Origin of the sequence: Streptomyces sp. NPDC006544 (assembly GCF_040611715.1) — a bacterium.
Taxonomy (GTDB): domain Bacteria; phylum Actinomycetota; class Actinomycetes; order Streptomycetales; family Streptomycetaceae; genus Streptomyces.
The window spans coordinates 1-25,351 of record NZ_JBEXOV010000046.1 but is presented as its reverse complement, the minus strand read 5'-3'; the positions used below and the strand labels follow the sequence as shown (position 1 = coordinate 25,351).

16 protein-coding genes and 1 riboswitch are annotated in these 25,351 nt (G+C 74.3%); of the genes, 7 read left to right on the top strand and 9 right to left on the bottom strand.

Translation table 11 applies throughout. From position 1 onward, the window contains the following. Positions 1-129: 129 nt before the first annotated feature. Both ABZY44_RS21430 and ABZY44_RS21425 read right to left on the bottom strand, forming a co-directional pair. Positions 130-2,310 (bottom strand): hypothetical protein, encoded by a 2,181-nt coding sequence (locus ABZY44_RS21430; RefSeq protein ID WP_356656109.1) that lies wholly within the window; start codon positions 2,308-2,310, stop codon positions 130-132. Next, positions 2,307-3,614, bottom strand: a complete 1,308-nt coding sequence (locus ABZY44_RS21425; RefSeq protein WP_356656107.1) for a hypothetical protein — start codon at positions 3,612-3,614, stop codon at positions 2,307-2,309. Before ABZY44_RS21425 ends, ABZY44_RS21430 begins: the two co-directional genes overlap by 4 nt. Positions 3,615-3,907: 293 nt before the next feature. On the opposite strand from ABZY44_RS21425, the gene ABZY44_RS21420 reads away from it, so the two are divergent. Beyond that, positions 3,908-6,256: an immune inhibitor A domain-containing protein gene (locus tag ABZY44_RS21420; protein ID WP_356656105.1), complete on the top strand. Its 2,349-nt coding sequence runs from the start codon at positions 3,908-3,910 to the stop codon at positions 6,254-6,256. Here the strand turns inward: ABZY44_RS21420 and tsaD are convergent. From tsaD to ABZY44_RS21400, 4 genes are all read right to left on the bottom strand, one after another. Further along, a complete protein-coding gene (gene tsaD / locus ABZY44_RS21415; RefSeq protein WP_356656103.1) occupies positions 6,240-7,337 on the bottom strand; it encodes a tRNA (adenosine(37)-N6)-threonylcarbamoyltransferase complex transferase subunit TsaD in 1,098 nt (365 codons plus the stop codon). The genes ABZY44_RS21420 and tsaD overlap by 17 nt on opposite strands. Before the next feature lie 111 nt (positions 7,338-7,448). After that, positions 7,449-7,826, bottom strand: a complete 378-nt coding sequence (locus ABZY44_RS21410; RefSeq protein ID WP_356656101.1) for a VOC family protein — start codon at positions 7,824-7,826, stop codon at positions 7,449-7,451. A gap of 43 nt (positions 7,827-7,869) precedes the next feature. Beyond that, positions 7,870-9,345, bottom strand: a complete 1,476-nt coding sequence (locus ABZY44_RS21405; protein WP_356656099.1) for an FAD-dependent monooxygenase — start codon at positions 9,343-9,345, stop codon at positions 7,870-7,872. A gap of 206 nt (positions 9,346-9,551) precedes the next feature. After that, positions 9,552-10,514 carry an oxidoreductase gene (locus ABZY44_RS21400; RefSeq protein ID WP_356656097.1) on the bottom strand — a complete coding sequence of 321 codons (963 nt, stop codon included), beginning with the start codon at positions 10,512-10,514 and terminating at the stop codon, positions 9,552-9,554. 262 nt (positions 10,515-10,776) lie between these two features. On the opposite strand from ABZY44_RS21400, the gene cbiE reads away from it, so the two are divergent. Genes cbiE through ABZY44_RS21385 form a run of 3 tightly spaced genes read left to right on the top strand, consistent with a single transcriptional unit; the run spans position 10,777 to position 13,638 of the window. After that, complete coding sequence (gene cbiE, locus ABZY44_RS21395; RefSeq protein ID WP_356656095.1) at positions 10,777-12,057, top strand: precorrin-6y C5,15-methyltransferase (decarboxylating) subunit CbiE; 1,281 nt, start codon at positions 10,777-10,779, stop codon at positions 12,055-12,057. Continuing rightward, positions 12,054-12,803, top strand: coding sequence for a precorrin-4 C(11)-methyltransferase (gene cobM / locus ABZY44_RS21390; RefSeq protein ID WP_356656093.1), 750 nt, complete (start codon positions 12,054-12,056; stop codon positions 12,801-12,803). Before cbiE ends, cobM begins: the two co-directional genes overlap by 4 nt. Next, positions 12,793-13,638: a cobalt-precorrin-6A reductase gene (locus tag ABZY44_RS21385; protein ID WP_356656091.1), complete on the top strand. Its 846-nt coding sequence runs from the start codon at positions 12,793-12,795 to the stop codon at positions 13,636-13,638. Before cobM ends, ABZY44_RS21385 begins: the two co-directional genes overlap by 11 nt. Positions 13,639-14,320: 682 nt before the next feature. Here the strand turns inward: ABZY44_RS21385 and ABZY44_RS21380 are convergent. From ABZY44_RS21380 to cobG, 3 genes are read right to left on the bottom strand one after another with little or no spacing between them, the layout of a single operon-like run. Continuing rightward, complete coding sequence (locus tag ABZY44_RS21380) at positions 14,321-15,856, bottom strand: precorrin-2 C(20)-methyltransferase (protein ID WP_356656089.1); 1,536 nt, start codon at positions 15,854-15,856, stop codon at positions 14,321-14,323. Further along, positions 15,853-16,500, bottom strand: a complete 648-nt coding sequence (locus ABZY44_RS21375; protein WP_356656087.1) for a precorrin-8X methylmutase — start codon at positions 16,498-16,500, stop codon at positions 15,853-15,855. Before ABZY44_RS21375 ends, ABZY44_RS21380 begins: the two co-directional genes overlap by 4 nt. After that, positions 16,497-17,795: a precorrin-3B synthase gene (gene cobG, locus ABZY44_RS21370; RefSeq protein ID WP_356656085.1), complete on the bottom strand. Its 1,299-nt coding sequence runs from the start codon at positions 17,793-17,795 to the stop codon at positions 16,497-16,499. The genes ABZY44_RS21375 and cobG overlap by 4 nt, the downstream gene beginning before the upstream one ends. A gap of 184 nt (positions 17,796-17,979) precedes the next feature. Further along, a riboswitch (cobalamin riboswitch) is annotated at positions 17,980-18,128 on the top strand. Between the two features lie 32 nt (positions 18,129-18,160). Between cobG and cobN the strand changes: the two genes are divergently transcribed. The 3 genes from cobN (at position 18,161) to ABZY44_RS21355 (ending at position 25,275) form a co-directional block, all read left to right on the top strand. Next, positions 18,161-21,772: a cobaltochelatase subunit CobN gene (cobN, locus tag ABZY44_RS21365; RefSeq protein WP_356656083.1), complete on the top strand. Its 3,612-nt coding sequence runs from the start codon at positions 18,161-18,163 to the stop codon at positions 21,770-21,772. Between the two features lie 326 nt (positions 21,773-22,098). Next, positions 22,099-22,836 carry a type I 3-dehydroquinate dehydratase gene (gene aroD, locus ABZY44_RS21360; RefSeq protein ID WP_356656081.1) on the top strand — a complete coding sequence of 246 codons (738 nt, stop codon included), beginning with the start codon at positions 22,099-22,101 and terminating at the stop codon, positions 22,834-22,836. A gap of 219 nt (positions 22,837-23,055) precedes the next feature. Continuing rightward, entirely contained in the window at positions 23,056-25,275 is a 2,220-nt protein-coding gene (locus ABZY44_RS21355; RefSeq protein WP_356656079.1) for a germacradienol/geosmin synthase, read from the top strand. The last annotated feature ends 76 nt before the right edge of the window (positions 25,276-25,351 follow it).

Sequence of the window (25,351 nt, the reverse complement as noted above, 5' to 3'; positions counted from 1 at the left end):
GTCGAATAGCGCGGTCGGTCGTCGCGGTCGGTCGCCGGGCCCCCGTCGGGACCGGCGTGGGGGTGGGGATCGGGGCCGGGCTCCGGGCCGGGAACCGGCGCCGGCGTCCGCAGGGGCATCGGCATCGATTCAAGCCAGGGACCGGAGGGTGAGCGTGTCGTCGGGATCGTCCCACAAGAGAACCAACCGGTCTTCCCCCGGCGCTCGTTGACCTTCGCCGGGCGGGGCGCCCGCGGCCGCCAGGGCGGCCGCCCGGCGCACTTCCCGCACGCGCTCCGGCAGCGCGAGCACGTCGAGTGCGCCGGGGTCGGGGCGGCCGTCCTCCCCGGCCGGCGCGAGCAGCGCGAGGAGGTCGGGAGGCACGGCCGAGCCCCGGCCTCCCGGGCGGGCCGGCCGCCCGGGGGGGTCGCGCGGATCGCGCGGGCCGAGCCGGCCGGCCTGCGCGCCCGGAGCCGCCGCATCCTCGCGCCGGCCGCCCGCGCGCCGCCACACCGCCACGGGAACCCCTCCCTCCAGCACCGCTTCCACCGCCGCTCCCGTCCGCGCCCCGGCCGGCGTCTGCGCCAGCACGCAGGCGGGTGCCCGCCCGGCCCCCAGCTCCATGCCGAGGCCGTCGTCCACGTCCGCGTCGGTCACCACCCGGACCGCGTCGGCGTGCCGGCCGCCCTGGGACCACAGCCAGCGCCACTTGTCCCGCCACTCCGCGGCGGTGTCCTCGCGTTCCTGCGGGCAGCGCACCACCACCTGGTAGACCAGCCCCAGGGCCCGGGTCCGCCCCTGCGGGCCGCGCGGGACCGGCCACTGGTCGAAGTCCAGGTCGAGCAGTTCGTACGGCACGTGGAACTCGATCAGCTCCACCCCGCCCGAGGGCCGGCCCGCCTCGGCGTGCCCGGAGGAATCGCCCGCCGCCCGCCCCACGCTGCCCAGCTGGCGTACGAGTTCGGCCCGTATCGCGTCCAGCCGGACCGGCTCGCCCTCCGACTCCCAGATGTGCTCGGTCGCGTCCCGGCGCAGCCACATCCGGGCCAGGAAGCCGTCCTCACCGCCCGGCGGGGACTCCAGCCGCACGTGCAGGGCCGTCCTGCGCTGCGACGGGGGCGGCGGGCGCAGCGGGGGCAGGGCGAGGCGCTCCCGGGTCTCACGCACCCAGTCGCGCAGCCGGGCGGCCCAGCGCTCGTCGGCCGCCGCGGCCCGCTCGCCGAGGAACCGTACGAAGGGCACCGCGAGCGGCATCCCGCCCGGACCGCCGTGGCGCTCGTCGAGGTCCTGGACCACTTCCAGCAGGCTCTCGCCGGGCAGGCCGCCCTGGAGGGGAGCCGCGCAGCCGGTGGCCCTGAACGCCCACGTGTAGGCCTCGTAGGCGCAGCGCGGCAGCTCTCGGCCCTCGAAGAGGTCACCGAGTCCGTCCCAGGCGGCCTGGTCCAGGCGGGCCGCCCGCGGCAGGGCGGCTCCGGTCAGGTCGTCGTCGAGGAACGAGCAGGCGTCCCAGTCGCGGTCGACGACGAACTGCGGGAGCTGCCAGCCCTCGCCGCGCTCGCGCAGTTCCCGGAAGGTGCGGTGGACGGAGCGGGCCGTGTCGGCGAGCCCGACGACGGCCTCGCGCACCGAGTTCTCGCCGAGTTCGTCGAGGAGCGCTTCGGTGAACCGGCCCGCGCCGCGCTCGGCGTCGTTCTGCGCGGCCTCGCCCTCCCGGGAGGCGAAGAGCCGGAACTGCTTCCGCCCGGGCACGGTGGCGCCGCCGCCGTAGTCGTTGGTGCCGAAGTTCCACCGGGCGTCGCGGGGCGCGTCGACCCGGCAGGCGTCCACCAGGGCCGCCTGGAGCGGGAACCTGCGGTGCTTGACGAGGTCGGTGCGCCACCAGCGCAGCGCGGAGTCGAGGTTGAGGTGGCGGATCTGGCCGGGGCTGGCGTCGGCGCAGGGCAGCATGAGTTCACCGCCGCGCGGCTCGATGTAGCCGTGCCCGGCCCAGAAGATCCAGAGCAGGTCTCCGTCACACGCGGGGAGTTCGTCGAGGAGGACCGCCTTCACGTTCTCCTCGGTGGCCGGCCGGTGCGTGGTGCGCAGGGCTTCGAGCCCCGGTGAGGCCGACCAGTCGAGGGTGTCCGGATCGTCCAGCGGGGACAGCAACAGCCTTACGTGGCCGGGCGGCACCATCGCGGGCCCGGTCAGCCAGCGGGCGAAGCGGAGGGCGTCGCGGGCCGGGCCGTGCAGGTTCCAGCGGTGGCTGACGGCGTAGCTCTCGACCCCGGCGACGAGCGCGAAGGTGCGCCGCGGCCCCAGGGTCGGGGGGAGGAAGTCGAGGGGGGTCACGCGATCTCCGCTTCGGACACCGCCTGTTCGATGAGCGCGTAGAGGGAGTCCTGTTTCCAGTAGGCGCTGTGGCAGGCCGGGAACGGCTGGCGGCTGCCGATCTCGTGGTCGCTCACGCGCGGGTCGCCGGGGAAGACGGGCTCGGCCAGGTACGCGAGCACGTCCTGGCGGTCGTAGACGTTGAGCCAGCGAGGGAAGGCGTACGGGAGCTTCGCGCCGGGCGCGATCCCGGTGAGCGCGCCCAGTTCGTGGAGGAAGGGGGCCTGCGAGCCCACCGTGACGAGCAGCGCGGCCCCGGGGACGGGCTCGCCGCGGGCGGCGCCGAGCGCGAGGAGGTCCACGAGGGCGATGCCGCCGAGGCTGTGGCCGATGAGCACGGTCGGCCCGTCCTCGGCGGTGATCCGCTCGTGCAGGAAGGTGCGGAGGCCGGCGCCGCGGGCCTGGTAGCGGAGGATGTCGCCGAGGGCCGGGGTGGCTCCGACGGTCAGGGAGCCGCGCCAGGCGTTGAGCAGCGGCTGGGTGGTGACGCGCATCGCGAGCCGGCCGAGGACCGCGGCGGCCCGGGCGCCGGGGACCCGGGCGTCGCCGCCGAGGCGGGCGGTGAGCAGGTGGACGAGCCGGTCGCGTTCGGCGCCGGTGCAGTCGGCCTCGGCTCCGACCCGGGCGAGCGCGGCGGCGGTCACCGCGCGGGCGAGGGCGGTGGCCAGTTCCCGGGCCTGCGGCTCCTCGGTGGCGCGCGCGCCGGCGCGGGCGGCTTCGGTGGAGCCGGCCACGAGCTCAAGGGCGGCGGGGAACCCGGCGGCGAGGCCGGTGCCGCGCAGCAGTGCGGCCTGCTCGCCTCCTCCGAGCGGATCGGCCCCGGGGGCGCTCGGCCCGGACCCGGGCGCGGGCGCGGGGGCTCCCGGCTCGTCCGCGAGGCCGGCCAGCAGTTCCAGTACCCGGACCCCGGCGGGCCGGACCCCGGGCATCGCGAAGGGATCGTCCGAGTCCGCGCCGTCCGCGCGGTTCGCGCCGGTGTCCCAGCCGGCTTCGGCGAGGACCCGCAGCTCGCACAGCGGGTCGGCGAGCAGCAGCCCCCATTCGGCGGCCTCCTCGTCCCCGGGGCCCGGGGCTCCGCCGGGCGGCTTCAGTCCGGGGACGGACCGGCCGTGAGCGCTCAGGGTGGCCCCGAACCGCTCCCCCCAGAAGCAGGAGTCCACGGCCGCGTCGGGGAACCGGGCGGTCAGCCGGCCCCGCACCAGTGCGAAGAGCGTGTCGTGCCGCTCCTGTCGCACCCCCGTGCCGTGCACAAACAGAAATCGCATCGCGGTTCCGCCCCCTCGCACAGTCGTCCCCCGCCCGGCACGATAGCGCCGCGCGGTGAACGGGGCCCTCGGAACGACGAGTTAGGACCGTGCGCACCCGGAAATCGGCCGAGGTGGATCCACTGCCGCACGCACCGCCGCACGCACCGCCGGAACCGGCGCCGGATCCAGGGGGACGCGATCCGGGCGGTCGTCCTGACGCACCGCGGGATCCGCACCGCATCTATAAATCACCTGTCACATGTGAAATATTACTCGCGCTTCGATCCGAACTCCCAGAGAGGCCCGCCACGTTGCGCAGACTCGCTGCGGTAGGAGCGGCGATATCCCTCGCCCTGCTCGCCGCCCCGGTGCTCACCGGCCCCGCCTTCGCCGCCGCACCCCCGCCCCCTCTCCCGGCCGGGCAGCCGCGAGCCGAACAGGCCGCCGCCCCGCCGCCCGCTCCCCTGGAACTCCAGCGGCAGGCCCTGCGCCGCCAGGCCCTCGAGGAAGTCGCGGCCGGCGGGCCCGACGGCCTGCGGGCCGAGGCCGACGGGACGCTCCCGCGCCAGGCCAAGGTCGGCAAGCGGTACGTCGAGCTGGCACAGGAGCGCAAGGACAAGGTCTTCGTGATCCTCGCCGAGTTCGGCGACCAGGTGGACAACACCACCGAGTTCGAGGGCAAACCGCGCTTCGGCGGCGCCCCGGGCCCGCTGCACAACACCATCGCCAAGCCGGCGAAGGACGACAACCACACCCTGTGGCGCAAGGACTTCGACCGGGCCTCCTACCAGAAGCAGTTCTTCTCCACCGACCCGCAGTCCGCGTCCCTGCGCGCCTACTACCGGCTCCAGTCCTCCGGTCGCTACGACATGGACGGCACGGTGACCGACTGGGTCAAACTTCCCTGGAACGAGGCCCGTTACGGCACGGACAACTGTTCCGAGCCCGGCCAGTGCCGGACCAACTGGGACATGATCCGGGACGCGACGACCGCCTGGTACGACTCCGAGCGCGCGAAGGGCCGTACGCCCGAGCAGATCAAGGCGCAGCTCGCCGAGTACGACGTGTGGGACCGCTACGACGCCGACCACGACGGCAACTTCGACGAGCCGGACGGCTACCTCGACCACCTCGTCGTGGTGCACGCGGGCAAGGACCAGACCTGGGGCGGCGGAGCCCAGGGCAAGGACGCCGTGTGGGCGCACCGCTGGTTCGCGTACTGGAACCAGGCCGGAAGCACGGGGCCCGCGGGCAACAAGGCGGGCGGCACCCCGGTCGGCGACACCGGCCTGTGGGCGGGCGACTACCTGACGGGCGGGGAGAACAGCGGCGCCGGCCTCTTCGCGCACGAGTTCGGGCACGACCTGGGACTGCCGGACCTGTACAGCTCGGACGGGGACAACAGCGTCAACTTCTGGTCACTGATGTCCGCGGCCTCCTACCTGGGCAAGGGCCGCAACACGACCGGTGAGTTCCCCGGCGACCTCGACCCGTGGAGCAAACTGCAGCTGGGCTGGCTCCAGTACACGGAGGCGGACGCGGGCCGCACGACCCGTGCGACGCTCGGGGTGTCGGGCTACAACACCGAGGATCCGCAGGCCCTGCTGGTGCACCTGCCGCCCTCGGTGACCACGACCGAGCTCGCCGATCCCTACGAGGGCGCCAGTCAGTGGTGGAGCGGCACCGGCGACTTCATGGACAACACCTTGTCCCGGACGGTCGACCTCACGGGGACCGCGGCCCCGGCCGCGAGCGGCGACGGGGCCCGGCTCGACGCCCGCGTCTGGTACGACATCGAGCAGGACTTCGACTACCTGACGGTGGAGGCCTCCACGGACGGCGGAGCCGCGTGGACGGCCCTGCCCGGCACGGTGGACGACGCACCGGCCGGCCCGAAGGGAATCACCGGCACCTCGGCGGGGTGGGCGCGGCTGTCGGTTCCGTTGGAGCGGTTCGCCGGGAAGACGGTGCAGTTGCGCCTGCGCGTGACCTCCGACAGCAACACCCACGGCAAGGGCGTCTCCTTCGACGACATCCGCATCACGGCCGGCGACGGCCGGGAGCTGCTGCGCGACGGCGCGGAGCAGAGCGGCACCAACGGCTGGACGGCGGTCAAGTGGTCGCACGCGCAGGGGCGTACGGGAAGCGAGCAGCACCCGCGCGCCTACTTCGTGGAGAACCGTCGCTACACCGGCTACGGAAGCATGCTGAAGACGGGTCCGTACAACTTCGGGTTCACGGGCGACACCGTGGAGTTCTTCCCCTACCAGCAGGGCGTCCTGATCTGGCTCTGGGACACGGCGTTCAGCGACAACACCACCAAGGCGCACCCGGGCGGCGGTCTGCTGCTGCCCGTCGACGCCCGTCCGGCGCCGCTGACGCACACGGACGGGAGCCTGTTGAACGCGCGGGCGCAGACCTTCGACGCCACCTTCTCGCTCGGCAAGAGCGACCGGGTCGTGCTGCACAAGGCGGGCGTCCCGGTGGTGATCCCGGCGCGGCCGGGAGTACCGGTCTTCGACGACCGCCACGGTTCCTACTGGGACGCGCGGCTGCCGCAGCTCGGGGTGAAGGTGCCGGACACCGGGACCCGGATCACGGTCGCGAAGGAGGCTGCCGGTGGGGCGGTGACCACGGTGCAGGTCAGCCCGTCGCGGTGAACTCCCCCAGCTGAGCGCGCGGGTTGAGGGAGGCGCACTCCAGGGGTGCGGACGGGTCGATGGTCAGCTCGTACGGGGCCGGCTCCACGCCCGCCCGCACCAGGAGGTCGCCGACGGCGGCGATCATCGCCCCGTTGTCGGTGCACAGCGTCATCGCGGGCACCCGCAACCGGATCCCGGCAGAGGCGCAGCGACGCTCCGCGAGTTCCCGCACGCGGGAGTTCGCGGCCACGCCGCCGACCACCACCAGCGTCTTGACCCCGTACTCCTCGCAGGCCGCGACGGCCTTGCGGGTCAGGACGTCGGCCACCGCCTCCTGGAGCGAGGCCGCGCCGTCGGCGACCGGCGGCTCCTCGCCGCGCAGGCGGTGGCTCTCGGCCCAGCGCGCGGCGGCGGTCTTGAGCCCCGAGAAGGAGAAGGAGTAGGCGTACCGGTCCTGCGCGCGCGGCCCGCCGGTCAGCGGGCGGGGGAAGACGACGGCTCCGGGGTTGCCGCCGCGGGCGGCCCGGTCGATGGCCGGCCCGCCCGGGTAGGGCAGGCCGAGGACACGGGCGACCTTGTCGAAGCACTCGCCCGCCGCGTCGTCGAGGGTGTCGCCGAGGTGCAGGATCGGCTCGCGCACGAGGTCCCGTACGAGGAGCAGCGAGGTGTGGCCGCCGGAGACGACCAGGACCATGCAGGGTTCGGGCAGCGGCCCGTGGTCCAGGGTGTCGGCGGCCACGTGACCGGCCAGGTGGTGGACGCCGTAGAGCGGCAGGCCGAGCGCGTAGGCGAGGGTCTTGGCACCGGCCAGGCCGACCTGGAGCGCGCCGGAGAGGCCCGGGCCGGTCGTGACGGCGATCGCGTCGAGCTGGTCGGGGCGCAGTCCCGCCTGGTCGAGGGCCCGGCGCACGACCGGGTTGAAGGACTGCAGGTGGGCGCGGGCCGCGATCTCGGGGACGACGCCGCCGAAGCGGGCGTGCTCGTCCATGCTGGTGGCGACGACGTGCGCGAGCAGCCGGCCGTCCCGCACGATCCCGGCGCCGGTCTCGTCGCAGGAGGACTCGATGCCGAGCACCACCGCGGACCCCGCAGACCCCATGGCGCCGCCACCCCTCTCACCCTTGTTGCAAGTCGTTCGCAACAAGGGTACCGGCCCGCGTCCTCCCCGGTGCCCCCGGCGGTCGCGGACCGTCGGCCGTTCACCGGACCGTCAGTCGCAGACCAGGCAGAAGGGGTGACCGGCCGGATCGGTGTAGACCCGCCAGCCCTCGGCGGCCCGGCTCTCGTCCAGCAGGCTCGCCCCGGCGGCCAGCACCTGACCGTGCGCCCGGTCCAGGTCGGCGACGGCGAAGTCGAGGTGGAGCTGCTGGGGGCGCTCCGGGTCCGGCCACCGGGGCGGCCGGTGGTCCTCGGCGCGCTGGAAGGCGAGCACGAAGCCGGTGGGGGCGTGCAGGGTCGCCCAGCGCGCGCCGGTCGACCAGCGCCGGTCCGGACGGTTGACCTCACCGCCCAGCACGGACTGGTAGAACGCGGCGAGCGAGGTCGGGTCGGGGCAGTCCAGCACCACGCACTGCATCTCAGCGATCATGCGCAGATCCTAGAGCCGTGCAGCCGCACCCGCCCCGGCCACCTCAATGTTCCGGCGCCCCCGGCACGTCGGTCCGCCCGGGCCGTCCGGGCTCCGCCGCCGCGACGCCGGCGCCCGCCGGTGGCCCGTGGTGGGCCGGGTAGGAGGCGGCGCCCGGGACGGTCGGCGTCCGCCACTTGGACAGGACCCGGATCACGGTGGCGGGTCCGAGGAGCGTGGCCGGCGGGGCGGTCAGCGACAGCACTCCGAAGAACCGGGCGGAGATCACCGGGTCGGAGTTGGCGCCCGCCATCACCCTCGACATGTAGCTCTGCAGGATCCGGGCGGCCCGGCCCGCCGGCGGCCCTTCCGTGAAGGGGTACCGCATGTCCTCACTGGTGGCGATCTGCCAGGGCACGGCTGCCGCGGCCGTGGTACGGCGCTGGATGCGGCCGGCGGCTGCGGCGATCCCCTCCGGGTCGAGCGTCCGCACCTCCTTGGCGAGGGCCTCCGCGGCCAGCGCGGCGACCGTCATCCCGTGCCCGTACACGGGGTTGAACCGGCAGGCGGCGTCGCCGAGCACGACGAAGCCGTCCGGCCAGCGCTCCAGGCGCTCGTAGTGACGCCACTCGTTGGCCGTGTTCCGGAAGGCCGTGGCCGAGGACAGCGGGGCCGCGTCGCGGATGGCGTCGTACAGGGCGGGGCTGCGCAGGCTTCGGGCGAAGGCGAGGAACTCCTCGTCCTTCACGGGCGGGACGTGCGGGCCGTTGCCCAGGAGCGTCACCAGCCAGCGGTCCCCCTCCCGCACCAGTACGCCGCCGCGCGGCAGATCGGGGCGGCTCTGGATGTACAAGCCCTGCCAGCGCCGCTCCGGATCGTCCGGGATCTCGAAGTAGCGGCTGGAGTAGCCGAGACGGGAGTCGAACCGGGTGACCTCCGGGGCCGGGAGGCCGAGGGCCTCCAGCCAGGTCGTGGCCTTGGAGGTGCGCCCCGTCGCGTCGACGACCAGGCGGGCGGCCAGCGTGCCGCCGTCACGCAGCCGCACGCCGGTCACCGAGCGGCCGGCGGGACCGGCCACGAGTCCGGCGGCCGCGGTCCCGGTCCGGATCCGGATGCGGCCGCCCCGCAGCACTTCCCGGCGTACCGTCCAGTCGAGCAGCTCACGGCCGGCGATGAGGACCTTCGCCCCGGGCAGCGGGTGGAACCAGTCGGCCGGGCTCAGCCAGAGGAAGTCCCGGGGCGAGTTCAGCAGGCTCGCCCCGGCGTCCACGAGCTTGTCGGTGATGCCCGGCAGCATCAGCTCGATCAGCTCCACACCCCGCGACCACAAGATGTGCGCGTGCCGCGACTGCGGAACTCCGGGCCGGAACACCGGCCCGGAGTCCGCGAGTTCGTCCCGCTCGATCACGGTGACGCGGGCGAACCGCCGCGCCAGCACCCGCGCGGCCAGCAGTCCGGCCATTCCCGCCCCGAGGACCACCGCGTGGTCCCCGGGTTCCGAGTCGGTATGTGGGTGGTTGTCCGTAGCGTCGTCGTCCATTCCGCCGAGTCTGCTGCGAACGGGGCACCCCGGTCAGGGCCCGAACGGGGCGCACCGGGGGCGGACGGGCTCATCACGGGGCGCCCGCGTCGGGAACGGCACGGGCGCGGCGGCGCGGATCTGCGCACGGCTCCCCCGGGGGGTACGGCGCGATGCGGCCCGACGGCCGGAAGTGACCGGCGGGCAGCGAATCGGCCCTCGGGGATTCAGCGCGACAGCGACGTGTACGGGACTCCCGTGAGCTTTTCCGAGGCGGCCCAGAGCCGTTCGCCGGACGTGTCGTCCAGAGTCCATCTCGCCCGCCAGGAGCGGGCGGGCGCGCCGCGCCAGCCGAGCCGCGGCCCGATGAAGTCGTCCGGCCGGACCCCGGGCGCGGTGGCCGCGTACAGGGTGGGCAGCGCGCCGGAGGCGGCGGACTGCGCGATGACGCCGTTGCCGAGGGCGTTGCCGAGGGTGTTGGCGGCGACCGCGATCCGCGAGGTGAGGGTGGTGCCCGCCTGCGGAGCGGCGCCGACGTGCAGGTTGGTGGCGGCGTAGCCGGGGTGCGAGGCGGCCGTGACGATGTCCGACCCGGCGGCGGCGAGCCGCCGGGAGAGCTCGTGCGTGAAGAGCAGGTTCGCGGTCTTGGAGCGGCCGTAGGCGATCCAGCGCCGGTAGGAGCGCTCGCCGTTCAGGTCCGTGTGGTCCACGTCCCCGAGGGCGTGGAAGCCGCTGGAGAGGTTGACGATCCGGGCGCCGGGCGCGGCGGCGAGCAGGCGGGGCATGAGCAGCCCGGTGAGGGCGAAGTGGCCGAGGTGGTTGACCCCGAACTGGGTCTCGAACCCGTCGGCGGTCCGCCCGTAGGGCAGGGCCATCACCCCGGCGTTGTTGACGAGGAGGTCGAGGGTGTCGCCGTCCCGTCGCTGCCCGTACGCGGCCACGAACTCCCTCACGGACGCCAGGTCGGCGAGGTCCAGCGGCAGGAACTGCACCTGCGCGCCGGGCACTTCGGCGCGCAGCCGCACCTCGGCCGCGTGCCCCCGGGCCGCGCTGCGGCAGGCCAGGACGACCGAGGCCCCGTGCCGTGCGAGCTCGCGGGCGGCGACGTAGCCGATCCCGCTGTTGGCCCCGGTGACCACGGCCGTGCGGCCGCTCTGGCCGGGCATGTGCGCGGCCTTCCAGCCCGGCATGGCAGCTCCTCGGATCGTGTGGGGCGCGTACGCACCGCGGGCGTCGCCACGTCCGGACCGCGCACGTCGCCGACGGACCGCGGGCGTCGCACGGGGACCCCCGGGCGGCGGTGCCTTCGGTGAATCCGACGGCGTGTCGCCACCCTACTCCCGGCCCCCCGGCCGGCGGCCGGGCACCCCGGCCACCCTGGCCCCGGAGCGCCGGCTCCTGCCCAGTAGGCTGCGGGTCCACCCGCTTCCCGCTCCCCCGAGGTTCCGCGCAGTGAGCTCCACACCGCCGCCGCCACCGCTCCCCGTCCCCGTGTCGGTCGTCGGCCTCGGCGCAGACGGCTGGAACGGGCTCGCCGCCCCCGCGCGGGCCGCGCTGGCCGGTGCCGACGTACTCATCGGCGGTCCCCGGCAGCTCGACCTGCTGCCCGCGGAGTGCGCGGGCGCCCGGGTGGCCTGGCCGAGCCCGCTGCGGCCGGCCGTGCCGAAACTGATGGCCGAGCACGCGGGCCGCCGGATCGCGGTACTGGCCAGCGGCGATCCGATGTTCTACGGGATCGGCCGCGCGCTGTCCGAGGAGCTCGGTCCGGACGCGCTGCACGTCCTGCCGCACCCCTCTTCGGTGTCCTACGCCTGCGCCCGCCTCGGCTGGCCCGTGGAGGACACCGAGGTGGTCACCGTCGTCGGCCGCCCCGTGGCCCGGCTCGCCGCCGCGCTGTACGAGGGCCGGCGGGTCCTGGTGCTGAGTGCCGGAGCAGTGACCGCGAACGAGATCGCCGCTCTGCTTCGAGAGCGGGGTTTCGGCCCCAGCCGGATGCGCGTCTTCGAACAGCTCGGTTCCGAGCGCGAGGACGTGTACGAGGGCCTCGCCCGGACCTGGGAGCACCCGCCCGGCGACCCCCTCAACGTGGTCGCCGTGGACTGCCGCCGCGACCCCGCCGACGGGGTTCCGCGCCTCGGCGCGACCCCCGGCCTGCCCGACGCCGCCTACGAGCACGACGGCCAGCTCACCAAGCGCCACGTCCGCGCCGCCACCCTCTGCGCGCTCGCCCCCGCCCCCGGCGAACTGCTCTGGGACATCGGCGGCGGCTCCGGGTCCATCGGCATCGAGTGGATGCGCACGCACCCCTCCTGCCGCGCGGTGACCGTGGAGCGCGTGCTCGAGCGGGCCGCGCGGATCGCCCGCAACGCGGCGGCGCTCGGTGTGCCCGGCCTGCGCGTGGTCACCGGCGCCGCACCCGGGGCGCTGGCCGGACTGCCCGCCCCCGACGCGGTGTTCATCGGCGGCGGCCTGACCGCCCCGGGCCTGCTCGACGCGGCCTGGGAGGCCCTGGTCCCCGGCGGCCGCCTCGTGGTCAACACCGTCACCCTGGAGTCGGAGGCGGTCCTGACCGACCGCTACCGGCGCCACGGCGGCGAACTGGTGAAACTGGCCGTCGCGCACGCCGTCGCGGTCGGTGGTTTCACCGGCTGGCGCCAGGCGATGCCCGTCACCCAGTGGTCCGTTACCAAGCCCCATCCCACAGAGCCCGAAATGGTGGATCAGACGACATGACCGTGTACTTCATCGGTGCGGGCCCCGGCGCCGCCGACCTGATCACGGTGCGCGGCGCCCGGACCCTGGCCGCGGCCCCCGTCTGCCTGTACGCGGGCAGCCTGGTCCCGCGCGAACTGCTCGCCGAATGCCCGCCGGACGCCCGCCTGGTCGACACCGCGCAGCTGAACCTGGACGAGATCGTCGCCGAATGCGTGCGCGCGCACGCGGCCGGCCAGGACGTGGCGCGGCTCCACTCCGGCGACCCGTCGGTCTTCAGTGCCGTCGCCGAGCAGATGCGGCGGCTCGACGCGGCCGGCATCCCCTACGAGGTCGTCCCGGGGGTCCCGGCCTTCGCCGCGGCGGCCGCCGCGCTGAAGCGGGAGCTGACCGTCCCCACCGTCGGCCAGACCGTGATCCTGACCCGGATCGCCCAGCAGGCCACGCCGATGCCGCCCGGCGAGGACCTCGCCACCCTCGGCCGCAGCGGCGCCCTGCTGGTGCTGCACCTGGCCACGCGCTACGTCGACCGGATCGTCGACGAGCTGCTGCCGCACTACGGCGCCGAGTGCCCGGTGGCGGTGGTCGCGATGGCCAGCCGGCCCGACGAGCTGATCCTGCGCGGCACGCTGGCCGACATCGCGGGGCAGGTGAAGGAGGCCGGGCTGGTCCGCACGGCCGTCATCCTGGTGGGCCGCACGCTGGGCGCCGAGCAGTTCCGCGACAGTCACCTGTACTCCGCCGAGCGCGACCGGCATGCCTGCTGACCGTCCGGTTCCCGGTTCCGCCGCCGCGGCGGGCGCCGCCGGCGATGCCGCTCCGGGCCCCGGCCCGGGGCCCGGCCCCGGCCGTCCGCACGTCCTGGTCCTCGGCGGCACCACCGAGGCGCGCCGCCTCGCGGAGGCCCTGACCGCCCGTCCCGCGACCCCGTACCGGGTGACCACCTCACTGGCCGGCCGGGTCTCCGCCCCCGTGCTGCCGCCCGGCGAGACCCGGATCGGCGGCTTCGGCGGCCCCACCGGGCTCGCGGCCTGGATCACCGCCCACGGGGTCACGCACCTGGTCGACGCCACGCACCCGTTCGCCGAGCGGATGAGCTTCAACGCGGCCGGAGCGGCGGCCCTTTCGGGCGTCCCGCTCCTGGCGCTGCGCCGGCCCGGGTGGACCCCCGGCCCCGGCGACGACTGGCATTTCGCGGACTCCCTCGCCGAGGCGGCCGCCCTCCTGCCGTCCCTGGGCTCCCGCGTCTTCCTGACCACCGGACGGATGGGCCTGCACAGCTTCGCGCACCTCACCGAGCCCTGGTTCCTGGTGCGTTCGGTGGACCCGCCGGACGCTCCGGCCCCGCCGCAACTCGAGGTGCTGCTCGCTCGCGGCCCGTTCACCCTCGACGACGAGCGGGACCTCCTCGCGAGGCACCGCGTCGACCTCCTGGTGACCAAGGACAGCGGCGGCTCCGCCACCGCCCCCAAACTCGCCGCCGCCCGCGAGGCCGGCATCCCGGTCCTCGTCGTCCGCCGCCCCCCGGTCCCCGAGGGCCATCCGTCGGCGGCCTCGGTGGCCGAGGCCCTGAGCTGGCTGGACTACGATCTGCCGGGTTGATCGTTCACGTGTGCGAAGGGGGCGGGCCATGGGGGCCGGCGGCAGAATCTCCGGAGTGGTGGCGGCCCTGTTGGCCGGCGGCCTGCTGGCGGGCGGCTGCTCGGGCGGTGGGCCCGCGCGGAAACCGCCCGAGGCGCCCGCGGCGGCCGCCACGACCACGCCGGCCGATCCGTCGGGCACTCCCTCACCGGCCGGGTCACCGGCTTCGGAGTCCCCTCCTCCCCCCGCCTCCCCCACGAGCGCGCTCCCGGCCGCCGGGACCTCGCGGCCGGCCCCCGCGCCCACCACCTCGCGCACGGCTGCGGCGAGGCCGCACGTCTCCTCGGTGCCGCAGAACCCCTACGGCGGCCCCCACCCGCCGCCCGCACCGCCCCACACGCCCACCCTGAACTGGACTCCCCCGACGGGCCCCCCGACTCCGATCATGACCGTGACCGTCCCCCCGGCCCGGTAGGGATCCGCGCGCGCCGCGAACGGCCGCCACCGCACAGGACGTCCCCATGAAAGGCCCGGCACCGTGAAGGGCCCGGCACCGCGAAGAGGCCGTCTCCGCAGAGGGCCCGGCGCCGTACGAGGCCCAGCGCCCGGCAGGACCCCAGCGCAGCGAGAGGCCCGGGGCGACGCCCCGGGCCTCCTCTCGGCCGTGCCGGCTACCCCCGCCGAGGGGCCTGCCCGGCGCCGCTCACCCGTACCGTCGCGGCGTCCACGTCACGCGCGAGCCGTCGGAGCGTTCGGTGACCTGGGTCTGGGAGGAGCCGATCAGCAGGATCGTCCTCATGTCGACCTCGGACGGCTCCAGTTCGGCGAGCGTCACGATGCGGACGGACTGCTCCGGGCCGCCCACGTCGCGCGCGACGACCACCGGGGTCTGCGGGGCGCGCAGTTCCAGCAGGAGTTCGCGGGCCTGGGCCACCTGCCACGTCCGGCTGCGGGAGCCCGGGTTGTACAGGGCGAGCACCAGGTCGGCCGCGGCGGCGGCGCGCAGCCGCTCCGCGATGACCTCCCACGGCTTGAGCCGGTCGGAGAGCGAGAGGGTGGCGTAGTCGTGGCCGAGCGGCGCACCGGCCGCGGCGGCCGCCGCGTTGGCGGCCGTCACCCCGGGCAGCACCCGTACGGGCACGTCCTTGTACCGGGCCTGGTCCGCGACCTCCAGGACGGCGGTCGCCATGGCGAAGACCCCGGGGTCTCCGCCGGAGACCACGGCCACCCGCTTGCCGCGCCGGGCGAGGTCGAGCGCGAACTCGGCGCGCTCGGACTCCACCTTGTTGTCGGAGCCGTGCCGCAGCTGGCCCGGCTTCACCGGGACCCGGTCCAGGTACGTGGTGTAGCCGACGAGCACTTCGGCGTCGGCCAGCACCCGCCGCGTCTCGGCGGTGAGCCACAGCGGACCGGCCGGTCCGGTGCCGACCACGGCGACCTCGCCGGGCCCGGAGGGCACGCTGCCCGGGTTGCCGATCCGGCTGGGCACCACGGCGACGGCGAAGTACGGCACGCTGTCGGGGTCGGTGTCGGCGAGGACTCCGGTCCGTTCGCCCGCCATCGTCGCGCGCTCCACGTACCGCGCCTCGGCGAGCCGGCCGCTCTTGTCCATCGCGCGCCGTACGGCGGGGAACGTGCGGCCGAGTTTCATCACGACCGCCGAGTCGGTGGCGGCGAGGCGCGCGGTGAGCTCCTCCTCGGGCAGGGTGCCGGGCAGGATCGTCAGCACCTCCTCGCCCTCCACCAGCGGGGTGCCGAGCCGGGCGGCGGCGGCGCTCACCGAGGTCACTCCGGGGATCACCTCGGCCACGTACCGGTCCGCGAGCCGCTTGTGCATGTGCATGTACGAGCCGTAGAAGAGCGGGTCGCCCTCGGCGAGGACGGCCACGGTCCGGCCGGCGTCGAGGTGGGCGGCGAGCCGGGCGGCGGAGGCCTCGTAGAACTCCTCCATGGCGCCCTGGTAGCCGCCGGGGTGGTCGGTGGTCTCGGTGGTGACCGGGTAGACCAGCGGCTCCTCGACGTGGTCGGCGCGCAGGTGCTTCGCGGCGATCGAGCGGGCGATGGAGCGGCCGTGCCGCGCGGAGTGGTACGCGACGACATCCGCCTCCGCGATCACCTCGACGGCGCGCAGCGTCATCAGCGACGGGTCGCCGGGGCCGAGCCCGACGCCGTAGAGCTTTCCTGCGGTTCCTGCGGTTCCTGCGGCGGTCCCTGCGTTCCCTGCGCTCGCGGTGCTCATTCGGCCACGCTCGCAATGGCGTTGACGGCGGCCGCGGCCATGGCGCTGCCACCGCGCCGCCCCCGGACGATCAGGTGGTCGAGCCCCGAGGCGTGCGCGGCGAGGGCGTCCTTGGACTCGGCGGCGCCGATGAACCCCACCGGGACCCCGATGACGGCGGCGGGGCGCGGGGCCCCCTCCTCGATCATCTCCAGCAGCCGGAAGAGCGCGGTCGGCGCATTGCCCACGGCGATCACCGATCCCTCCAACAGGCCTCGGTCGCGCCAGACTTCGAGGGCGGCGGCGCTGCGCGTCGTACCCATCTTCGCGGCGAGCCCGGGCACGGCCGGGTCGGACAGGGTGCAGATCACCTCGTTGCCGGCGGGCAGCCGCTTGCGGGTCACCCCGCTGGCGACCATCTGCACGTCGCACAGGACCGGCGCGCCGGCCTCCAGGGCGGCGCGCGCCCGCAGGACGACCTCGGGCGTGTAGCCCAGGTCGCGCGTCAGGTCGGTCATCCCGCAGGCGTGAATCATGCGCACCGCGACCTGGGCGACCGAGGCCGGCAGCCCGGAGAGGTCCGCCTCGGCGCGGATCGTGGCAAAGGACTGGCGGTAGATCTCGGCGCCGTCCTTCTCGTACTCGAACACGGTGTACTCGCTCATCTCTTCACTGCGCCTTCGGACACTCGGGACCGGCTGCGCGCGTCGGCGACAGCCCCTGCAAGTTCTTCTCTCGGCACCGGACGCCCGTCGAGCCGGTACCCCTCGGGCGTGGCTACGAGGTCGACCCACGCGGTGCCCCGCGGGTGCCCGCACCGGCGTTCGCATCCGGACCAGTGGACGGGCGAGGTCCCGCGCGCCTCGTGGACGAGGGCCCTCGCGTCGCCGCGCACGTCGGACAGGGCCTTGGCGCAGCCGGGCCGCCCGGTACAGGCGGTGACGGACTCCCAGGGCCCGTCGGGTGCGACGACCAGGCCTGCGGCCTCGAGCCGGGCGTAGCCGTCGATCGGCCGCCGGGTGCTCGCGCCGGGCAGGACCACGCTCCGCCACGGGGTGACGCGCAGTTCGCCGTCCCCCCGGTCGGCGGCCTCCACCAGCACCCGCCACTGACCGGAGGTCAGCCGGCCGAGCGGGAGCAGCACGCACAGGGGCGTGCGGTCGCCGGTGCCCGGACCCCAGGGCCGGGGTGGCGGCGCGTAGGGCCACGCCACCTCGCCCTTCCGGGTCGCCGCGATGCCGGCGGCGGTGAGTCGTCCGGTGAACTCCTCGGCGCCCAGGGCGTGTCCGGGGGGCAGCTCGGCCACCCGCCAGGCGCGGGTGCCCGCCGCGTCGACGGCGTCGAGGAAGTACTCGGCGGCCAGCAGCGCCGCCCGGGGTGCGTCCGGGGCCGGCACCTCCACGGCGTCGGCGGCCGCGCCGAGCCGGATCAGCGCCCGGTCCTGCGCCCTGCCGAGCACGGTGACGTCGGGGTCGAGGGCGGCGACGTCCCCGCGCCCGTCGTCGACGGCGAACAGGAACCGTCCGGACAGGGCCGTCGCCCGTGCGCTCGCACAGAGCAGCCGGTCCAATTCCCGTACCCACGGGACCACATCGGGCCGTCCGTCGCCGAGGATCCCGGACGTCGGCGTCGCCACGACGTTGCGCACCCGCTCGTGGCCGGGTGCGGGCAGCAGACCCGCCGCGTCCAGCAGCTCCGCCAGCTCGGCGCCGCAGCCGTCCGCGAGTCCGCGCAGCTGGACGTTGCCGCGCGAGGTGAGTTCCAGGTGTCCGTCGCCGAAGCGGTCGGCGGCGAGCCCGAGGACCGAGGCCTGCCCGCTGGTGAGCAGGCCCGCCGGTATCCGGATCCGCGCCAGGAAGCCGTCGTCCGCCGCGTGCAGCCGCAGCGCGCCGGGGCAGGCGTCGCCGCGATCCCGTATGACGGGTTCGTCCCGCGCGGCGGCGGAGGGGGGCGTGGGCATGGCGGCGAGCATACCCACGATTCTGCGCCCGTCTCCTGTGTCGATCACCACCCCGAACCGGCCACGACCGGCCACGACCGGTGCCTCCGGGCCCTCCCCGACCGCGCCCCGGACCGTACCGGACCGTCCCTGACTTGCCCCGGACCGCCCCGGACTCCCCGCCGGGACCCCTGCCGCCTAGGATGACCTTCGACGGACCGCACGGCCCGTCATCGCCGAGGACGGCGACATGGGAGGAAGCCCGGTGCGATTCCGGCGCGGTCCCGCCACTGTGAATCCGAGGGCCACGGCCACCGGATGAGTCAGGAACTCCCGTTGTCCTCACTGCCCGGGGCGCGGAAACCCCGAGGAAGGCCTGCCGCCGCATGATCCTGCTGCTGTCGACGTCCGACACCGATCTGCTCAGTGCCCGCGCCGCCGCGGACGGCCCCGTCCCGTACCGGTTCGCGAACCCCTCCCGCCTCCCCCTCGACGACCTGCCCGGTCTCCTCGACGGCGTCGACCTGGTCGTCGTGCGCCTCCTCGGCGGACTGCGCGCCTGGCAGGACGGCCTGGACCTGCTCCTCGCCCCCTCCCAGACCCGCCCCGTCGTCGTCCTGACCGGCGAACAGGCCCCGGACGCACAGCTGATGGAGGCCTCGACGGTGCCGATCGGCATCGCCGCCGAGGCCCACGGCTACCTCGCCCACGGCGGCCCGGCCAACCTGGACCAGCTGGCACGCTTCCTCTCCGACACCGTGCTGCTCACCGGCCACGGCTTCGAGCCCCCGGCGGCCTCCCCCACCTGGGGCCCGCTGGAGCGGACCGCGCGGCAGGACACCGGCCCCAGGATCGCCGTGCTCTACTACCGCGCCCACCAGATGAGCGGCAACACCGCCTTCGTGCACGCCCTCTGCGAGGCCGTCGAGGCCCACGGCGCCCGTCCCGTCCCGCTCTACGTCTCCTCGCTGCGCACCCCGGAGCCGGAGCTGATCGCCGAGCTGGAGTCCGTGGACGCGGTGGTCACCACCGTCCTCGCCGCCGGCGGCACCAAGCCCGCGACCGCCTCGGCGGGCGGTGACGACGAGTCCTGGGACGCGGGCGCGCTCGCCGGCCTCGGCGTGCCGGTCCTCCAGGCCCTGTGCCTGACCGGTTCGCGCAGCGCCTGGGAGGAGAACGACGAGGGCCTGTCCCCGCTCGACGCAGCCACCCAGGTCGCCGTCCCGGAGTTCGACGGCCGCCTGATCACCGTCCCCTTCTCCTTCAAGGAGCTGGACGAGGACGGCCTGCCCGCCTACGTCGCCGACCCCGAGCGCGCCGCCCGCGTGGCCGGCATCGCCGTGCGCCACGCCCGCCTGCGGCACATCGAGCGCCGCGACAAGAAGATCGCGCTCGTCCTCTCCGCGTACCCCACCAAGCACTCCCGCATCGGCAACGCGGTCGGCCTCGACACCCCGGCCAGCGCCGTGGAACTGCTGCGCACCCTCATCGCGGGCGGCTACGACTTCGGGCCCGTCGAGGACGTCCCGGGTCTGGTGTCCGGTGACGGCGACGAGCTGATCCGCGCCCTGATCGAGGCCGGCGGCCACGACCAGGACTGGCTCACCGAGGAGCAGCTGGCCCGCAACCCGGTCCGGATCCCGGCGGCCGACTACCGGCGCTGGTTCGCCGAGCTCCCGGCCGAGCTGCGCGAGAGCGTCGAGCGGCACTGGGGCGAGGCCCCCGGCAACATGTTCGTGGACCGCTCGGCCAACCCCGAGGGCGACATCGTGCTCGCGGCCCTGCGCCGCGGGAACCTGCTCATCCTGATCCAGCCTCCGCGCGGCTTCGGCGAGAACCCGATCGCGATCTACCACGACCCGGACCTGCCGCCCTCGCACCACTACCTGGCCGCGTACCGCTGGATCCAGGCCCGCGCGGACGACGGCGGTTTCGGCGCCGACGCGATGATCCACCTGGGCAAGCACGGCAACCTGGAGTGGCTGCCGGGCAAGAACGCCGGCCTGTCGGCCGCCTGCGCGCCCGACGCCGCGCTCGGCGACCTGCCCCTCGTCTACCCGTTCCTGGTGAACGACCCCGGCGAGGGCACCCAGGCCAAGCGCCGCGTGCACGCCACCCTGGTCGACCACCTGGTGCCGCCGATGGCGCGCGCGGAGTCGTACGGCGACATCGCGCGCCTCGAGCAGCACCTGGACGAGTACGCCCAGATCTCCGCGATGGACCCGGCGAAGCTGCCGGCCATCCGCGCCCAGATCTGGACGCTGATCCAGGCCGCGAAGCTCGACCACGACCTGGGTCTGGAGCAGCGTCCCGACGACGAGGGCTTCGACGACTTCCTGCTGCACGTCGACGGCTGGCTGTGCGAGGTCAAGGACGCCCAGATCCGCGACGGTCTGCACGTCCTGGGCGGCGCCCCGACCGGTGACGCCCGCGTCAACCTGGTCCTCGCCATCCTGCGCGCCCGTCAGATCTGGGGCGGTACGACCGCGCTCCCGGGTCTGCGCGAGGCGCTCGGCCTCGACGAGTCCGCGGCCACCCGCACCACCGCCGACGAGGCGGAGGCCACGGCCCGTGCGCTGGTCCAGGCGATGGAGGACGCGGACTGGGCCCCGGAGGCCGTCGCCTCCGTGGCCGGCGGACACTCGGCGGACGTGGCGGCCGTACTGGACTTCGCGGCCCGCGAGGTCGTCCCGCGCCTGGCGGGGACCACCGACGAGATCGCCCACGTCGTCAGCGCGCTGGACGGGTCCTTCGTCCCGGCGGGCCCGTCCGGCTCCCCGCTGCGCGGCCTCGTCAACGTGCTGCCCACCGGCCGGAACTTCTACTCGGTCGACCCGAAGGCCGTCCCCTCCCGCCTCGCGTGGGAGACCGGCCAGGCGCTCGCCGACTCCCTCCTGAACCGCTACCGCACGGACAACGGCGAATGGCCCGCGTCCGTCGGCCTGTCCCTGTGGGGCACGAGCGCGATGCGCACCTCGGGCGACGACGTGGCCGAGGCCATGGCGCTGCTGGGCGTCCGCCCGGTCTGGGACGAGGCCTCGCGCCGCGTGACCGGCCTGGAGCCGATCCCGCTCGCCCAGCTCGGCCGCCCGCGCATCGACGTCACCCTGCGCATCTCGGGCTTCTTCCGCGACGCGTTCCCGCACGTCATCGGCCTGCTGGACGACGCGGTACGGCTGGCCGCCTCGCTGGAGGAGCCCGCGGAGGACAACTTCGTACGGGCCCACGCGCAGGCGGACCTGGCCGTGCACGGTGACGAGCGGCGCGCGACGACCCGTATCTTCGGCTCGCGGCCGGGTACCTACGGCGCGGGCATCCTGCAGCTGATCGACTCCCGGGACTGGCGCACGGACGCCGACCTCGCGGAGGTCTACACGGTGTGGGGCGGGTACGCGTACGGCCGCGGTCTCGAAGGACGCCCGGCGCGCGACGAGATGGAGACCGCCTACAAGCGGATCACCGTCGCGGCGAAGAACACGGACACCCGCGAGCACGACATCGCGGACTCGGACGACTACTTCCAGTACCACGGCGGCATGGTGGCCACCGTCCGCGCACTGCGCGGCACGGCCCCCGAGGCGTACATCGGCGACTCGACCCGCCCGGAGACGGTCAAGACGCGCACGCTGGTGGAGGAGACCTCCCGCGTCTTCCGCGCCCGGGTCGTCAACCCGAAGTGGATCGAGGCGATGCGCCGCCACGGTTACAAGGGGGCCTTCGAGCTGGCGGCGACGGTCGACTACCTCTTCGGGTACGACGCCACGACCGGCGTGGTGGCCGACTGGATGTACGACAAGCTGACCGAGACGTACGTCCTGGACCCGGAGAACCGCGCCTTCCTCGAGGAGGCCAACCCCTGGGCCCTGCACGGGATCGCGGAGCGGCTGCTGGAGGCGGAGTCCCGCGGCATGTGGGAGAAGCCGGACCCGCAGGTCCTGGAAGCGCTGCGCCAGGTGTACCTGGACACCGAGGGCAACCTCGAAGGGGAGGGCGAGTAGCCGTCGCGGAGCCGGTCCGCGGCCCGTCGGGGCCCTGACCACGGCCCTCCCGGCGGGGACCTGGGGCCCGCCGGACAGCCTGAGGCGCCCGTCACCGTCCCGCCGGACCGCGGGCCGGGGACGGGCGCCGCCGGGCGGACAGACATCCCGCGCTGCGACACCACCGCCTTCAGGGGCTCCCCGCGGGTTCACCCGGCGCGCCCGCGCGCGCGCCCGGCCACAGGGCGGTCGCCCCCCGTCCCGCTCGGCGATTCCGCGTATAATCCGCCCCGTTCACCATGTGGTTCGCGTCGGATATCCAGAATCGAAAAGGCTGTGACCAGGAAATGAATTCACTGCGGGCGCTTCTCGACGGCGGCATTCCGCTGGTGGCCGTCAGCTTCGACGACAGCGACACCGAGCCGCGCGCACACGCCGCGAAGGCCGCCGGCGTCGATGTGGCCGAGCTGCGCGTCGACCGGTACGCCCGGACCGAAACGGCCCATGTCCTGGCACAGGTGGACGCGTTCAAGGCCCTGCCGGTGCTGGCCACGCTCCGTTCCGCCCGTGAGGGCGGCGCGTGGAAGGGCACGGAATCGCAGCGCCTCGAGCTGTTCCGCGCACTCGCCCCTCAGGTCGACGCCGTGGACATCGAACTCTCCTCCGGGGAAATCCTCACCGAGGTGATCGAGGCCGCACACCGGCACGACACCGTGGCGGTCGTCTCCTATCACAATTTTGAATTGACCCCCGGCACGGAAGAACTCCAGGCCGTCATCGACGGCGCGAAGAGCGCCGGCGCCGACGTGGTCAAGGTGTCCACCATGGTGCGGTCCGACGAGGACGTACGACGGCTCGCCTCGCTGCTCCTGAGCGCCGGCGCCGACGGCACGCGGCTGATCGTCATCGCCATGGGCGAGAGGGGCGCGGTCTCCCGCGTCTTCTTCCCCGCCCTCGGCTCGCGGATCACCTACTCCTTCTTCGGCGCCAGCTCCGCCCCCGGCCAGCTCGCCTTCCCCGAGACCTTCGACCTGCTGCGCACGTTCTACCCGGCGTTCGACCAGCGGAAGTCCGCCGAAGGCTGAGGCGCGCCCCTACCGGCCGACGGCCTTCCGCGTCGCGAAACGGCACCCGCGTCACCTGATGAAGTGAACTCCCCCTTATCGCACCGGCGTCATGGGTAGGGCAGTGCTGATCTCGTGCGGAGGGCCCCCTTCAGGGCCTTCCGCCTGATCCGGTTCCTCGGATTCCTCCGATCCCCCGGTTCCCTCCGCGAGACAGACAGACGAAAGGCCCACCCCGCCGTGACGCAGCCGTTTCAACTGCCGGATTTCTATGTGCCTTATCCGGCGCGACTGAACCCGCACCTGGAGGACGCGAGGGTCCACACCAAGAAGTGGGCCCGCGACTTCGGAATGCTGGAGGGTTCCGGCGTCTGGGAAGAGAGCGACCTCGACTCGCACGACTACGCCCTGCTGTGCTCGTACACCCACCCCGACTGCGACAGCGAGGCGCTGTCGCTGGTCACCGACTGGTACGTGTGGGTGTTCTTCTTCGACGACCACTTCCTGGAGATGTTCAAGCGCTCCCAGGACCGCGCCGGCGCGAAGGCCTACCTAGACCGGCTCGCCGCCTTCATGCCCAAGGACCTGTCGGGCGGCTTCCCCGAGGCCACCAACCCCGTCGAGGCGGGTCTCGCCGACCTGTGGGCCCGCACCGTCCCCGCCATGTCGACGGACTGGCGGGAACGGTTCTCGGAGTCCACCAAGAACCTGCTCGACGAGTCGATGTGGGAGCTCGCCAACATCGACATCGGGCGGGTGGCCAACCCCCTCGAATACATCGAGATGCGCCGCAAGGTCGGCGGCGCCCCCTGGTCGGCCGGGCTCGTCGAGTACGTGGCGGCGGAGGTACCGGCGCGCGTCGCGCGCTCCCGCCCGCTCGGGGTGCTGCGCGACGCCTTCTCCGACGCCGTGCACATCAGGAACGACCTCTTCTCCTACGAGCGCGAGGTCGCCGACGAGGGCGAACTCTCCAACGCCGTCCTGGTGCTGGAGACCTTCCTCGGCTGCACCACACAGGAGGCCGCCGAGGCCTCCAACGACCTCCTCACCTCCCGGCTGCAGCAGTTCGAGCAGACCGCCCTGGCCGAACTCCCCCAGCTCTTCACCGACCACGCCATGGACCCCGCGGAGATCGCCGCCGTCCTCGCCTACGCCAAGGGCCTGCAGGACTGGCAGTCCGGCGGCCACGAATGGCACATGGTCTCCAGCCGCTACATGAACAAGGAGGCCCGGGCCACCGCGCCGCTCACCCTGCCCTTCATGCCGTCGGGTCTCGGCACCACCGCCCTCGACCTCCGCTCCATCCTGACCCCGCGCGCCCTGGAGCTGCGCCGCCGCTCCTTCACCCACGTCCCCTTCGAGCACACCGGCCCGTCCGTCGTCCCGGACGTCTACATGCCGTTCCCGCTCGCGCTCAGCCCGCACCACGCCCACGCGCGCGAGCGATCCGTCGCCTGGGCCCGGGAGATGGGCCTGCTCGACCCGCAGCCCGGGGATCCCGGGTCGGCGATCTGGAACGAGGAGAAGCTGCGCGGCTACGACTTCGCCCTCTGCTCCGCGGGCATCGATCCCGACGCCACCCCCGAGGCGCTGACCCTCAACGCCTGCTGGCTGACCTGGGGCACGTACGGGGACGACTACTATCCGGTGGTCTTCGCCCAGGCCAAGAACCTGCCGGCCGCCAAGGCCACCACCGCCCGGCTCGTCGCCATGATCCCGGTGGACCACGCCGAACAGGCGGTGCCCGCCACCGCGATGGAGCGGTCCCTCGGCGACCTGTGGGTGCGCACCTCGAAGGACATGTCCCCCGAGGTCCGCACCGAGTTCCGGGCCACCCTCGTCAGCATGCTGCAGAGCTGGCTGTGGGAGACGGAGAACCAGATCCACAACCGCATCCCCGACCCGGTGGACTACGCCGAGATGCGCCGCCACACCTTCGGCTCGCACCTCACGATGTACCTGTGCCGGCTCGGCCAGGCGGGCCGCGGCATCCCGGACGAGATCTACGCCTCCGGCACCATCCGCTCCCTGGAGAACGCGGCCGCCGACTCCGCCTGCCTGCTGAACGACATCTTCTCCTACCAGAAGGAGGTGGAGGTCGAGGGCGAGGTGCACAACTACGTGCTCGTCACGCGCAACTTCTTCGACATCGACTACCCGCAGGCACTGCACATCTGCCATGCGCTGATGACGCAGCGCACCGAGGAGTTCGAGCACATCGTCGCGAACCAGCTCCCGCTGCTCTACGACGACTGGAAGCTGGACGAGGACGCCAGGTCCGGACTCGACGCGTACGTGGGCGAGTTGAAGGACTGGCTCGCCGGAATCCTCAACTGGCACCAGAAGACCGTCCGTTACCGGGAGGAGGACCTGCACCGGCTGGGCGACCCGATCTCCACCGGCGTCCTCGGTTCCACCTTCGGCATGTCGGCCGCCCGCATCTCGCTGCCCGCCCGCTGAGCGGACCGGGCACACGCGGCGGGGGCGGTCCTCCCCCGGCTCCGTCCGGGCGGAGCCGGGGCCGCCGCCGCCGCGG